General features: G+C 35.2%; 13 protein-coding genes and 1 tRNA gene. 4 read left to right on the plus strand and 10 right to left on the minus strand.

Annotated elements, in window-relative coordinates; all coding sequences use genetic code 11:
* Positions 1–13: 13 nt before the first annotated feature.
* From V6E76_RS02580 to V6E76_RS02620, 9 genes are all read right to left on the minus strand, one after another.
* Entirely contained in the window at positions 14–997 is a 984-nt protein-coding gene (locus V6E76_RS02580) for a LacI family DNA-binding transcriptional regulator (RefSeq protein WP_247348655.1), read from the minus strand.
* Positions 998–1,110: 113 nt separating this feature from the next.
* Entirely contained in the window at positions 1,111–4,026 is a 2,916-nt protein-coding gene (locus V6E76_RS02585; RefSeq protein ID WP_247348656.1) for a DEAD/DEAH box helicase, read from the minus strand.
* A 75-nt stretch (positions 4,027–4,101) separates the two neighbouring features.
* Positions 4,102–5,232 (minus strand): M24 family metallopeptidase, encoded by a 1,131-nt coding sequence (locus tag V6E76_RS02590; protein WP_247348658.1) that lies wholly within the window; start codon positions 5,230–5,232, stop codon positions 4,102–4,104.
* A 68-nt stretch (positions 5,233–5,300) separates the two neighbouring features.
* A complete protein-coding gene (locus V6E76_RS02595; protein WP_247348660.1) occupies positions 5,301–5,750 on the minus strand; it encodes a GNAT family N-acetyltransferase in 450 nt (149 codons plus the stop codon).
* Between the two features lie 63 nt (positions 5,751–5,813).
* Complete coding sequence (locus V6E76_RS02600; protein WP_247348663.1) at positions 5,814–6,197, minus strand: VOC family protein; 384 nt, start codon at positions 6,195–6,197, stop codon at positions 5,814–5,816.
* 14 nt (positions 6,198–6,211) lie between these two features.
* Positions 6,212–7,285, minus strand: a complete 1,074-nt coding sequence (locus tag V6E76_RS02605; RefSeq protein WP_247348730.1) for an ABC transporter permease — start codon at positions 7,283–7,285, stop codon at positions 6,212–6,214.
* Positions 7,285–8,007: an ABC transporter ATP-binding protein gene (locus tag V6E76_RS02610; protein WP_247348665.1), complete on the minus strand. Its 723-nt coding sequence runs from the start codon at positions 8,005–8,007 to the stop codon at positions 7,285–7,287. The genes V6E76_RS02605 and V6E76_RS02610 overlap by 1 nt, the downstream gene beginning before the upstream one ends.
* Positions 8,008–8,080: 73 nt before the next feature.
* Positions 8,081–8,152, minus strand: a tRNA-Val gene (locus tag V6E76_RS02615).
* A gap of 63 nt (positions 8,153–8,215) precedes the next feature.
* Positions 8,216–8,992 (minus strand): serine hydrolase, encoded by a 777-nt coding sequence (locus V6E76_RS02620; RefSeq protein ID WP_247348666.1) that lies wholly within the window; start codon positions 8,990–8,992, stop codon positions 8,216–8,218.
* Positions 8,993–9,107: 115 nt separating this feature from the next.
* Here V6E76_RS02620 and V6E76_RS02625 point away from each other — a divergent pair, with 115 nt between their 5' ends.
* The 4 genes from V6E76_RS02625 (at position 9,108) to V6E76_RS02640 (ending at position 12,827) form a co-directional block, all read left to right on the plus strand.
* Positions 9,108–10,421, plus strand: coding sequence for an MFS transporter (locus tag V6E76_RS02625; RefSeq protein ID WP_247348669.1), 1,314 nt, complete (start codon positions 9,108–9,110; stop codon positions 10,419–10,421).
* A 14-nt stretch (positions 10,422–10,435) separates the two neighbouring features.
* On the plus strand, positions 10,436–11,377 hold the full coding sequence (locus tag V6E76_RS02630; protein ID WP_247348671.1) for an ornithine cyclodeaminase family protein: 942 nt from the start codon (positions 10,436–10,438) through the stop codon (positions 11,375–11,377).
* 73 nt (positions 11,378–11,450) lie between these two features.
* Complete coding sequence (locus V6E76_RS02635) at positions 11,451–12,476, plus strand: tellurite resistance/C4-dicarboxylate transporter family protein (RefSeq protein WP_247348673.1); 1,026 nt, start codon at positions 11,451–11,453, stop codon at positions 12,474–12,476.
* A 72-nt stretch (positions 12,477–12,548) separates the two neighbouring features.
* Positions 12,549–12,827: a hypothetical protein gene (locus V6E76_RS02640; RefSeq protein WP_247348675.1), complete on the plus strand. Its 279-nt coding sequence runs from the start codon at positions 12,549–12,551 to the stop codon at positions 12,825–12,827.
* Positions 12,828–12,901: 74 nt separating this feature from the next.
* Here the strand turns inward: V6E76_RS02640 and rihB are convergent, their stop codons facing one another.
* A complete protein-coding gene (gene rihB, locus V6E76_RS02645) occupies positions 12,902–13,831 on the minus strand; it encodes a ribosylpyrimidine nucleosidase (RefSeq protein ID WP_247348677.1) in 930 nt (309 codons plus the stop codon).
* Positions 13,832–13,888: the final 57 nt, after the last annotated feature.

The raw sequence follows: 13,888 nt of genomic DNA on the forward strand, positions 1-13,888 counted from the left end.
TTCAAAAATTGATTTAAACAGTTCCTCGCTCATATAATTTACAAGGCAAAGTCTGTTGAAAACCATTATCATGGCCAGTTTCAATCATAGTTATTAATTGTTCAATTGCAATTGAGCTAAGATGTTTACCTTCTATTGGTCCAATAGAAGTTAGTTTAAAAGAACTGTGCTTAAGCGCCTCGGTATTATCAATTCCAATAATAGCAACATCATCTGGGATTTTATATCCTATGGTTTGAAGTTCATCTATTAGAGTATAGGCAATCATATCAGTAGCTGCGAATATAGCAGTAGGTCGCTTTTTTTTCGACATTACTTTTATAAGTTCTTGGGCGATGAGTTCGGGCTGTTGCTTTGTAATAGATACATTAGATTCATCAAAAATGATATTAGAATCTTTCATGATCTGACAAATACCATCATAACGCCCTTTAAAAGTTGATTTCTCTAATTCACCTGAAAAGAAATGTATATTTTTATGACCTTTTGAAATTAGATATTCTCCGCCTATATAACCCGCTTGATAATTATCAATTTCAACAAAATTACCACCATCGATATGTTTCCTGTTGAACATAATATATGGTATACCAAGTTTTTTTAGTTCTTTAAGATACTCACTTTCATAATACATCGATGAGAGAATAATACCTTCCGATTTTTGACCAAAAACAGTTTTGTATAAGTTATCTTTTTGAATATCTTCTTCGAAAAACACACTCACTGTATATCCTCTTTTATAAGCAAAATTAATAATTGTTCTTGTAGCTTCTACAAAAAAAGGGTTAGTCAGTGTACCTGAAATTAAAGAAATTTGATTCGTCTTGTTGTTGATTAGAGACCTAGCAATTGAATTAGGAATATAATTGAGTTCTTTCATTACCCTGTTAACACGTTCAACTTTATCCTTTGAAACTGACTCAGGTGTGTTTATAACACGTGAAACTGTTGACTGAGAAACACCAGCCTTTTTCGCAACGTCTTTTGAAGAAACCATTTCTCACCTCATAAAAATATATAAAACGCTTACAAAATACATTAAACCATTGTCTGATAATTTCGTCAATATAAAAAGAAGAAGTCCTTTATAAGAACTTCTTCTTTTTAATTTTATTTACTACCAGTAATAAATCTATACATATTGTAATCCACTGGTTTCTTCAATGTAAAATTCATCTTAGCTACTTTGAATTTTTTACCTGGTTCTCCAATGAGCGTATTTTTCATTGATTCAAAGTCAATTTTCACTTCACCTACGTAATAATGATAAGCACCTTCATCGTCATCTCTTTTAACAAAAAGGTAAACCTTTGAATCATTTTCTCTATAATTAACTAATAAATCTTTGTTAATTTTAGAATTTAAATCTGTCCCCTTTCTTGTAAACCACTGAAATACATGTGTATCTAAAAACTTATCCTCATAACGCACTGATTCATCAACATCGTCAGTTTTATGGTAGTTTACAAATATAGGCGAAGAATTGTATTTTGTTTTATAGCCATACATGGTACTTGATTCATCTTTTTCCCAGTTTAATAAACGACATACATCTGCTCTACTGTATTTTTCGTACAAGGTAAATGGGGCTTTCTGGTCGTATAGTATTGATTTCTTATGAGCTAAGTTAAATAAATCTAAAACCTGATTTTTGAAGTTTTGATCATTTAAAGATGCCCTGAATTTATCTGTTAATTTTATTATATTATCTTTTTCACTTATAAGTGAAAACTCATACTTTTCTTTTTTTTGTTTTGCAAAATACTCTAGATTAAGTATTCTAATGAGAGATTTTAGTGTAGCATCATCCATATAATAACCCAATTCACTTATCTTCTTCTGAAATTCAAATTTATTTACTTGACCTTCTAATAAATTTTCTAAAAGTATAATCTCGGTAATTCTTTTACCATCAGTCAGTTCTTTTGAAATGAATGTCAAATATTTATACTGTTCCTTATCTAAGGGTTGAATTTGTTCTTTTACTTTCATTAAGAAATCTACATAATTATCGTACTTATTTAATACAATCATAGGATCCATTGAGTCCTTATCATTATATAAATCAACTAATGTTGGTATTCTTCCTACCTTATTTTTTGTATACAGATACATCTTCTTTAGATTAACTAATGAATCTACCTTCGCTTTAGATATTGCTCTAAAAATACGTTCTTTCGCAATTTGTTCAAAGTTAATCGTAGATTCTCCTGTGATTAAATTTCCTTCTACTACATCTTTTCTAAGTGAGTCTTTATTAAATGAATTATCACCTGTCAGAGCAACCGGTATTAAATAGTTATTTTTATAATTCCCAATAAAATCTATTACAGTTAGAAATCTTTTGTCTTTATGTTTGCGTAATCCTCTCCCTAATTGTTGGATGAATATTATACTAGACTCTGTCTGCCTAAGCATTACTACTTGATTAACACTTGGTATATCAACACCCTCATTAAATATATCGACTGTTATAAGGTAATCTAAATCATTACTTTCTAATTTAATGACAGCGTTATCCCTTTCTTCTTGAGAATTCAGACCTGTTAAAGCTTTAGTTTTAAAACCTCTTGCATTCAAAGATCTAGATAAATTAATCGCCTCTTCTCGGTTAGAAACAAACATGAGACCTCTTACTTCTTCACCTTCATGAGAATAATAATTCAATTTTTCAATAATATGATTAATTCTTTTTTCATCAACCAATTGATATAAAGAGCTATTCTCATTAATAACTTCACCATCAACGATATGATCAGTTACTCCAAAATAGTGAAATGGTGAAAGTATCTCTGCTTCCAAAGCTTTTTGCAACCGAATCTCATATGCAATATTAAAATCAAAGAGACCAAAAATCTCATTACCATCTGTTCTCTCGGGAGTTGCAGTCATACCAAGCAAAAATTTTGGATTGAAATAATCTATTACTTTCTTATATGAATCAGCACTACTCCTATGTGCCTCATCAATCACTATGTAATCAAACGCTTCTTTAGCAAATTGATTCAAGTGATTATCTCTGCTAAATGTTTGTATAGTAGCAAAAACAAACTTTTTATTTAAAGACTTAGAAGTACCACTATATATTCCATACTCATCAGGATCCCCACCTAGTAAATCACGATAGTCATTTAGCGTCTTTTTTAGTATCTGTTCTCTATGAGCAATAAACAACACACGCTTGGGATTAAATCTTCGCACATCAAACGCAGATAAGAATGTTTTACCAGTTCCAGTTGCTGATACAATCAGACCTTTTTGTTCGCCTGACATCCTTAAATTTTTCAATGAATATAAAGCTTCTTCTTGCATTATATTCGGTTTGACTTCTTTTGTATCAACGTTCTTGTAATAGTATGGTTGTTGTGTTTCAATTATCTCTAAAATTTTACTGTCATTATAATTTTCTTTGTAAATAACTTCATAGTTATTAATCCATGTATCATTAAGTATTTCAGAGGATTCCCATAACACATCGAATTGGTCCTTAAAATGTTTAATAACTTCACCATTATCTAAAGATGTTAATTTCAAATTATACTCATAATTTTTCTTAAGGGCAGTGTCTGTCAGATTTGAACTACCAATAAACATTGTTGAGTACGACTTATTATCAAAAATATATCCTTTCGCATGAAATCCAACTTGATTAGTAATTCGAACTTCTATATTAGGGATCTTTAATAATTCTTTAAATACTTTTGGCTTATTAAAATTTAGATATGTAGATGTGATAATTCTTCCTTTTACTCCTCTTTCAGATAATTCATATAGAGCAGTTTTTAAAGTAGCTAGACCACCTTCAGTAATAAAAGCTACTGAAATAGAAAAATTATCACATGTCTCTAATGCATCTAACAAAGGTGATAGTAAGCTTTTACCTTTAGTATTTATGATTAATTCTGGAGGATAATGAGAGGTTTTGTTAGTAAATCTGTCAATAAACCCTCTTTCATATGCATTTAACAATTCTTCTTTCAAAAATATCCTCCTCCTGTTTAACAATATTGCTATTATTATATACATCATATCTTGTTATATAAAGATATAAATAGAAAAGCCCTTAAAGCAATCGAAACACTTTAAGAACTAGTAAATGAGTTATTTAATTATTAAACTCCCAATATCCCTCGGATACTCCGTGATCAACACTGTCTTATCTTCTTCTAAAACAACAGTATCTGAATGTCTGAATCCACCTACACCTGGTATATAAATCCCTGGCTCTACACAAAACACCATGCCCGCTTCTAACACTAAATCGTTATCGAATCTTAAACTCGGCTCTTCATGCAAACCTATCCCTATACCATGCCCTGTTCGATGCACAACATGTTCTTCTAATCCCGCTTCTTTAAACACATCTAAAGCAACTTGATTCACTTCTTTTGCTGTCACACCTACTTTTATAAAGTCCAATGCTTTTTGTTGTGCTTCTACCATCACTTCAAACGCTTTTCTTTGTTCTTCTGTCGGTTCTCCAATAAATATCGTTCGTTCGCATTCTGCTCTATATCCATTCAAGCCGACTTGTCTACTGTGAATAATGATATCCCCTTCTTCTATTTTTCTAGAGTTAGAGAATACATGTGGCATATTCGTTCTATCCACACCTGAAGGTGACATCACAAAATAATCTAATGTTGAATTCGGATAGGAATTCGATACTTCTTTAAACAAGTACTCTGTTCCAAAGTAGTCCATTTCCAATTCACTTAGTCCAGCTTTTACATTTTCTAATGATAACTTCACCGCTTCGCTTACTAATTTCCCTGATTCTTTAATCATCGAAATTTCAGCAGCAGATTTTACCGCTCTCATATTGACTATATCTGACTCTATATTTTCAACTTCAAAACGCTTTTCTTTTAACATGAAAGCAAGCCTCGTCGGCAGTGACCCAAACTCAATACCTACTTTAGAACCAGCAGGTATTGTATTCATCAAAGCATCAACTTGAGCTAAGTACGAATACTCTCCTTCTTTACCTTCAACTTCATGGTAAACATATAACTGATCGGCTGCTGTTATATGTTTTGCATGGTTTTCTTCTAACGTCGGGATTACTATAGCCATGTCACTCTGTGATACTTTTAAAAGAATCGGTCTAGAATAAGTGATTGCCTTTAAACCACTGAAGTAATATTGATTTTCAAAGTTAGATATTAGTACCGTATCCACTTCTTTTTCTTTCATTAACCTTCTTAGATGCTCAACTCTTTTCTTATTCATAAAATTGTTCAGCTCTTTCCCAATTTATTTAAAAATTACTAACTAATAAGATTTTGGCTATAATTTCTTCATTTATACTCCATCACAAACTCATTAATACTCTCATCAAATTCTCTTTCTTTAAACCCTAACGACTCCAACAACTGCTTCATCGGCTCATTTCCCACAACATAATCCGCAATCAATACATCAAATCTTTCATCCGCTTCAAATTGTTCTATCACTTTCTTTACAATTGCCTTCCCATATCCTCTACCTTGGAATCTTTCATCCACCATCATTCGCCAAATCATATATTCTTTTTCTTCTACATCTTCATCTAACAAGATAAATCCAACTACTTCTCCTTCATCCTCCACAGCAAAGGGAAATACATCTCCATCATTTCTATAAAGATACGCATCTGCCAACGATCTCTCATTTGGTGCAACAAATCGTTTTTTATCCTGTTCATCACTAATCTTAAGTTTCAACACTTTTTCAAAATTATCTTCTGTTATTTCTTTAAACTCTACCATTTAATATCCATCCCCTTAAACTAAAACCCCACCAATGTATTCTCATTGGCGAGGTCATCATACTTACTCAACTGGTTCTCCTACTGCAAAATAATTACCTTGACCGTCTTGGAAGTTGAACGTTTTCGTACCTGGAATTTCTACTAGTTCTCCAACTTCTACGCCTCTAGTTTTACTTTTCTCATAGAGGGACTCAATGTATTCTACTTCAAACATCAAGGACGGTGTGTCTAGGCTCACTTCCGGACTATATTTTCTTATGAAGTCCTTTGAAAACAGCGTCATGCTTGTTTCTGCATCATCATTCGGTGCAAGGTCATAGCCCTTAAAGTCTTCCGGCAGTTCAATTGTTTCTTTTACAACAAAATCAAACTTCGTCGTCCAAAATTCTTTCGCCGCTTCAACATCTTCTACATACACCATCACACTCTGAAGGTTCTTAAACATGTCAGCCTCCTATTTTATACTTTACGATATTTTCTTAAACCGAAGATATCTAGTAAAGTGAATAACACAATAAACCCTACAAGAATCAATAATTCCTGCCATATTGCCATAAAGCCGTTCCCTTTTGTCATTACTTCAGTCAATGCTTCTCCTGCATAAGTTAGTGGAAAGATGTAACCAATTACTGATATCCAATCTGAAATATTTTCTAAAGGTATGATACCTGAGAAAAATACTTGGGGCACAATCACTAATGGTATGAACTGAACCATCTGAAATTCTGTGTTTGCAAAGGTGGAAATGAACATCCCAATGACGAGCGCAGCCATTGCTAAGAGTATTGTTATTACAAATACCCATATGATATTACCTGCAATCGTCATACTTAATAGATAGATAGAGTACAATACAATTATGATCGTCTGTAAGATTGCATAACCACCATAACCGCCCATATAACCAAGCACAACATCTCGTCTTTTAACGGATGTTGCTAGCATTCTTTCCATGGTGCCCATCGTTCTTTCTTTCAGCATCGACATACCTGAAATTAGAAAGACAAAGAAGAAAACAAAGAAGCCCATGAGAATTGGAAACATCTTGTCAAAGAAAGTTGAATCCTCATCACCATACAAATAGCTTTCCTCAACATCCATTGCAGGCATCGTTTCATCACCAGGCATGTTATTAAACATTTCCTGTGCAGTTTCTCTTGTTGTAGCCTGAACAGCAGTTTGAATGACTTGTTTCGCTGCGTTGGTTTGAGATGGATCTTCATTATGATATGTCACTGTAATTTGATCATCGTTGATGTCCATGTAGGCATCTAAATTATCATTATCTAACAACGTATCCAAGGTAGGTTGTAAGGCGTAAGGGATTACTTCTACTTCCTCGGGCATATTTTCTATAAATCGTTCATCAATTGTATCTGGAACACCAATGCGTACATTCAAGTCATTATTCACATCAAAGACAAAATACATCAATGTAATTACAAGAAGTGGTGCTAACAACATTAAGGCTAAAGTTCTCTGATCCCTATATAATTCTAAGGCCACTTTTTTAGCAATTGCTGTCAACCTGATCATGTCGTCACCTCCAGTTTCAAGAACACATCCTCAATGGATTTTACTTCAAATTGTGTCATCAGTTCTTTTGGCGTACCGTAAGCGTATATTTCTCCATTCACAATGAGCGCGACCTTATCACAGCGTTCCGCTTCACTCATGACATGTGTCGTGACAACTATGCCTTTACCTTCATCTCTTAAAACTCTTAGCTGTTCCCATATCGTTTTTCTCAATTTAGGATCAATACCAACAGTCGGTTCATCTAAGACGAGTAAATCTGGTGAACCAATTAAGGAGATTGCCAAAGATAATCGTCTTTTCATACCACCTGAAAATTGAGAAACAACTTTATTTCTTGAACTACTCAAGTCAACTAGTTCAAGATTCTTATCAATTTCGTGATTGAGCACATCACCTTTAAGTTTTTTTAACTTACCAAAAAAGGCCATATTTTCATGTGCCGTCAAGGTCTCATAAAGTGCCGTTTCTTGCCCCATGTAACCAATTTTGTTCATCATTTTTCGGTTCGGCATCTTTTTATTCATGAAATACGCCTCACCTTTGGTTAGTTCTTCCATGCCTAGAAGTGTTCGAATACATGTCGTTTTACCGGATCCACTCGGCCCAATTATACCGAGTATTTCCCCGTCATATATATCAAGATTGATATTATTTAAAACTTGCTTAAAGAAGAAAAACTTATCACCATTAATTAGTGATGCAATTTTTTCAGCCATTTATGTCACTACCTTTTAATCTACCTGTATTTAACGAAAAAGACCGGAACGTCTAAAGCGTTCCGGTCATGTATGATTCCGAGTGGGATTGAACCACCGACCCCTTCGATGTCAACGAAGTGCTCTCCCGCTGAGCTACGGAATCACGAGTCAGCATATCATCTACTTTAAGATAGAACGATATATAAAGCAACTCTATAACCGGAAATTACTGCTCCATTTCAGCTTTCAATAAATGCCCGACTTCAATAAGAAATTGACGTCCATCTAAGTTTGTCGGCCAACCTTGACTGAGGACGGCAAATTTTAATATTGTCTTATCCATCTTAAAGATGCCGACATCATGTTCTAGCTTATCGATTGTACCACTTTTTGATGACACAGTGATATGATTTTCTTGTCCACCATCATCCAAAGTACCACCAACTCGGTCGTTAAATTGTTGTTGTCTTAATAAGCGTTTCATTCTATCTCTAATGGGTTGTGATATATACTCATTATCTTCATATATTAAATTAAGTGCTGTCATCATACCTGATGCTGTCGCAATATTATACATTTTATTAGGATCTGCGTTCATATTCATATAATGACTTTTTAATTCGGTATCCTTTAGACCCCACTCCTTAAAGTCTTTACTCATCTGGTCAAAACCGACATAATCCATCAGTACATTTGAGGCAGTGTTGTCAGACACGATAAGGGCAATGGTCACCAGGTCATATAGCGTCATTGTTATTGTATCCTCCATCGAATGTAGGACACCAGACCCCATCACCTTTCTACTCACATCAAGCGTCGGGTTTTCATCTAGTAATTCACCTTTTTTTAAGGCGGATAAACATAGAGGGATCTTCGTTATGCTTGCTGAGCGAAAGATATGTTCATTTCTATAGTTATATACATTCCCTTGATATTCAATTTGATAGGCTATATTATCAGTTGCTTGCTTTGAGACTAATGCATTCAATTTCTCTTCTAACATCGTCATCCCCCTTCACTTGAGTATAATCTAAAAATTCTATCAACTCAATGACAATACAGCTTTATAATGTCCCGAAATCATGATAATGTAATCGTATACAAAGGGGAGGTTTACTATGGATAAAAAACTACGTGCAAAAGTTTTATCTGCAAGTTTAATTGGTTCGTCGATTGAGTGGTTTGACTTTTTCTTATATGCTGCTGTTGCTAGCATTATTTTTAACACTCAGTTCTTCGTCACTGATGATCAATTTTTATCAACAATATTAGCTTATTTTGGTTTGGCACTATCATTCTTCATTCGTCCACTGGGCGGGGTTATTTTTGCCCATATCGGAGACCGTGTCGGCCGTAAAAAAACATTAATTATTACTTTAAGCATGATGGGCTTAGCGACTGCAGGGATTGGTCTTTTACCTACATACGCTTCAATTGGGGTCGCGGCACCTCTTTTACTACTTCTTTTCCGTTTAATTCAAGGTTTAGGTATTGGTGGAGAATGGGGCGGCGCTTTACTACTCGCAACAGAATATGCACCAAAGAAGCAACGTGGACTCTTCGGTAGTTTCCCACAGATGGGTATTCCGATTGGCTTAGTCTTAGCTTACGGCTTTTTCTTCTTATTAACTTGGGCTATGCCTGAAGAAACTTTTCTAGCTTGGGGATGGAGAATTCCGTTTATCTTTAGTTTACTACTTGTGATTGTCGGCCTTTTAATTCGTAAAGGGTTAGATGAAACACCTGCCTTCCAAGAAATGCAAAGAGAAGCTGCTAAAAAGAATGAGGTCCGTCAGTTACCAATCGTAGAGATCTTTAAGAAACACCCAAAAGAAGTACTGATTACATCAGGGGCTAAATTCGTAGAAACAGGGCCATTCTATATATTTACCACTTTCATTGTTGGTTATGGTGTTGCGACACTTGATGTATCTTTCGAATTTATGATGTTATCCATCATGGCAGTTTCAGTCGGAACAACGATTATGATTCCGATTATGGGGAGTTTATCCGACAAAATTGGTAGAAGGAAGATGTTCTTAATCGGTGCTGTGGCAATGTTAATCTACGGCTTCCCATATTTCTACATTGTCAATACACATGAGCCAGCTCTAGTTATACTTGCGACCTTCTTAGGCCTTGTAGTGATTTGGCCGCCGATTACGGCGATTCTCGGTACGATGTTCTCTGAGTCCTTTAGTAAAGAAGTACGTTATACTGGAGTCACACTCGGTTATCAAATTGGTGCCGCAGTCGCTGGGGGATCTGCACCATTGATTGCTGAATTCTTAATGAATCAATTTAACGGTTCAAGTATTCCCGTATCACTTTACATTATTATGACTGCAATCGTTTCGATTGTAGCCGTCATGGCGATACGTGGTGAAAATGCACAAGACCGTGAAGATCGACTTAAAAATATTGAAGCTTAATAGGAGTGAATACTTTGATTACATTGACAGACAAAGAAATTGAAGAAAAGTATAAAATTACGCACGCCATTGAAGATGTTAAAAATATCCTTGATGACTATAAGAATGATCAGATCGTAGAATCTATTCGCACAGTGCTACCGGCTGGTGAAGATAATTCTATGTTGTATATGCCTTGTATTAGTATCAGTAGTCAAGTTTCGATTATTAAAACAGTATCTATTTTTCCAAGTAATAAAAATATGCCAACGACCCAAGGTAATATCTTAGTCACTGACTTAACAGATGGTGAACATAAGGCCTCGATGGATGCATCTTACCTAACACGCCTACGTACAGGTGCGATGACCGCTATTGCAACAGATAAGCTTGCCACAGAAGATGCTAGATCACTTGGTGTTATCGGTACAGGAAACATGGCATTTGAACAAGTTCTCGGCGTTATTCAAGTCAGAGACATCCAAAGAATTTACTTGTATAATCGTACAGAAAGTAAGGCGGAGGACTTTAAAAAACGCTTAGAAGACTTCGGAATTTGGTCTGATATAGAAGTCGTATCCGATGTCGATGCACTCGTCGAAATGAGTGACATCATCAACTGCGCAACACAAAGTAAAACACCAGTTTATAACGGTTCACTTGTAAAACCAGGTACACACATTAATGGTGTCGGCTCATTCACACCTGAAATGAGAGAAATGGATCATACAATCATCGAAAGAGCTAATCAGATTTATGTAGACGACATGCATGGTGCCAAAGAAGAAGCCGGGGAACTTATTGATGCTGTTGATAAAGACATCATAAGCTGGGATGACATCAAAGGGACCTTAGCAGATATTTTTGATGGTGACTACCTTCGCCAAAACGATGAAGAAATCACACTTTACAAATGCGTTGGAGCAGGGTACTTCGATCTTGCAGTTGCTAACGGTGTAATGAAGATGTTTGCTTAATGAGATATAATATAAAGCGCGTACCGTAAATGCGGTACGCGCTTTACCGTAGACTTTAGAAAGTGTGATATACATGATTGATTTTTTAAAACGACAAACTGAACACTTTTACCCGGGCTATTTTGCCATGGTCATGGCAACCGGTGCAGTCTCTTTGTCTGCCTGGTATTTAGGCTATCATTTATTTGCGGAGATTTTACTCTACTTAAATATCGCGGTCTACTTTACCTTAATCGTATTAAACATCATCAGACTTTTAGTTAATACAAAGGCTGTCTGGTTAGATTTTACAAACGAAATAAAAGGTCCTGGTTTTTTCACTTTTATTGCGGCAAGTTCTGTGATTGGTAGTCAGTTAAGCATAATTTCTAATATGCCAATTTTAGGTTTTTACATATGGATTCTCATACTTATTTTATGGATCGTTTTAATATATAGTTTTTTCACTATCTTAATTATTAAAAAATCAAAACCCTTAATAAACGAATCAATCAATGGCGGTTGGCTGTTACTTATTGTCTCCACCCAGTCTTTAGCCATACTTGGTGTACTTATGCAGACACCATCAAACTATGAAGAAGTGATTATGTTTACATCACTCTGCCTCTTCTTTTTAGCATGCATGTTGTACCTAGCAATCATTGTTTTGATTTTTTATAGATTAATGTTTTTTGAAATGGAAGCTATGTCGCTCACACCACCCTACTGGATTAGTATGGGCGCCTTAGCAATTACCACTTTAGCTGGAGCCATTTTCATTTTGAATGGTTCAGGAATCATCTTAGAGTTTGAAACGTTCATCAAAGCCACTACCCTCTTCTTCTGGGCATTTGGCACTTGGTGGATTCCACTACTGATAGTGCTGGGCATATGGCGTCATGTCATCAAGAAAGTCCCACTTAACTATAACCCAGAACTATGGGGAATGGCCTTCCCTCTCGCTATGTATACAGTCGGTACCATTAATTTATCTCAAGCACTAGAACTATCATTTCTTATGATTATCCCTGACATCACTTTTGTGATTGCCTTAATAACTTGGGTATTAATATTTATAGGTATGATTGTGCATCACGGAAAACGGTTAAGAAGATATTAAAAAATATTTGGATATATTAAGATAAGTACCATCGTCTATCCAAACAATCTAGAATAAAGGAGCTGATGCAGAATGTGGTTTGCTATAATTGTCATTCTGGCAATAGGTGTTGGAGCACTCAGCACATTCTTATCTCATAAACAGGACATGGAGAAAATCCGTTTAAAACATATAGATAAAGAAATAGAATTAGAGAGATTGAAACAAGAGAATTATCTATTAGAGAATGAAGAAATGCAAAAGGTCCTTGATCGAATTAAGGAAGATAATAGAAAAGTCGCAGCGGAGAAAAATAGTCCTTGGTTGATTCAAGAAACTAGAGAAAAACAAGTCAATGAAACGGAAGAATGAAAATCAGGTTTTTATTATGGTAAACCGAATAATTAAGCAGTCACTTAGGCAATGATTGCCTAAGTGACTCTTTCTTAATACATCCTTATACATTCTTCAACTAAATCGAAGAATCTGTCATTATCGATACCAGTACCAACTTTTGCATTAGCTGGTTGTTTTAACACATTCGATTCATCACACACAGTTCTACCGTATGATGGTCCTCTATTAATATCCACTTCTACAAACATCTCTTTAACTTCAAATAAACTCGGATCAATTAGATACGCTATTGTTGTCGCATCATGAATTGGTCCCGCTTCTAAACCAAATTCTTCATATTGTGTTTTAAGCGTAAATCTTAAAAGATCACCAAATAGTTTCCCTGCCTTATTCCCTACCGCCTCCATTCTCTCTATTACTGTTGGAGTACAAAGGGTCTGATTCGTCACGTCAAGACCCATCATGACAATGGGTGCGCCTGATTTAAAGACTACATGAGCCGCTTCAGGATCCGCTAATATATTAAATTCTGCTGATGGCGTGAAGTTCCCATTACCATAAGCCCCGCCCATCAATACAATCTCTTTAATTTTCGGCAAAATTGCTGGCTCTAATTTCATAGCCATCGTAATATTCGATAAAGGGCCAGTTGGTACAAGTGTAATATCCCCATCGCTATTCATCAGTGTATCAATAATATATTGCACGCCATGCTGTGCTTTAGCTGAACGCCCTAGTTCATCGAACACTGGACCATCGATTCCTGATTCACCATGAACATTGCCTGCGACTAACTGTTCACGCACAATCGGTTCAGACATCCCACCATAAATGTCCACATCCATATCTAGTAATTGAGCAACACTTAAGCCATTTCTAACGGTATTATCTAAAGTTTGATTCCCTGACACAATAGTAATTCCAAGTAAATCAATAGCAGGATGGGCATATGCCATTAACATTGCGACAGCATCATCGTGACCAGGATCACAATCTAAAATTATTCTTCTTTTGTCCATTTTATATCTCCTCTGTTTTGCCTTAAAATCATACTTGTTACATACCCATAATGAATG

Source organism: Jeotgalicoccus huakuii, from assembly GCF_036665975.1.
Classification (GTDB): Bacteria; Bacillota; Bacilli; order Staphylococcales; family Salinicoccaceae; genus Jeotgalicoccus; species Jeotgalicoccus marinus.

What these genes read in the sequence shown, in the direction of transcription:
- V6E76_RS02580 (WP_247348655.1), bottom strand. Translation starts at nt 997, where the DNA reads ATGGTTTCTTCAAAAGACGTTGCGAAAAAGGCTGGTGTTTCTCAGTCA.
- V6E76_RS02585 (WP_247348656.1), bottom strand. Translation starts at nt 4,026, where the DNA reads ATGTATATAATAATAGCAATATTGTTAAACAGGAGGAGGATATTTTTG.
- V6E76_RS02590 (WP_247348658.1), bottom strand. Translation starts at nt 5,232, where the DNA reads ATGAATAAGAAAAGAGTTGAGCATCTAAGAAGGTTAATGAAAGAAAAA.
- V6E76_RS02595 (WP_247348660.1), bottom strand. Translation starts at nt 5,750, where the DNA reads ATGGTAGAGTTTAAAGAAATAACAGAAGATAATTTTGAAAAAGTGTTG.
- V6E76_RS02600 (WP_247348663.1), bottom strand. Translation starts at nt 6,197, where the DNA reads ATGTTTAAGAACCTTCAGAGTGTGATGGTGTATGTAGAAGATGTTGAA.
- V6E76_RS02610 (WP_247348665.1), bottom strand. Translation starts at nt 8,007, where the DNA reads ATGGCTGAAAAAATTGCATCACTAATTAATGGTGATAAGTTTTTCTTC.
- V6E76_RS02620 (WP_247348666.1), bottom strand. Translation starts at nt 8,992, where the DNA reads ATGTTAGAAGAGAAATTGAATGCATTAGTCTCAAAGCAAGCAACTGAT.
- V6E76_RS02625 (WP_247348669.1), top strand. Translation starts at nt 9,108, where the DNA reads ATGGATAAAAAACTACGTGCAAAAGTTTTATCTGCAAGTTTAATTGGT.
- V6E76_RS02635 (WP_247348673.1), top strand. Translation starts at nt 11,451, where the DNA reads ATGATTGATTTTTTAAAACGACAAACTGAACACTTTTACCCGGGCTAT.
- V6E76_RS02640 (WP_247348675.1), top strand. Translation starts at nt 12,549, where the DNA reads ATGTGGTTTGCTATAATTGTCATTCTGGCAATAGGTGTTGGAGCACTC.
- rihB (WP_247348677.1), bottom strand. Translation starts at nt 13,831, where the DNA reads ATGGACAAAAGAAGAATAATTTTAGATTGTGATCCTGGTCACGATGAT.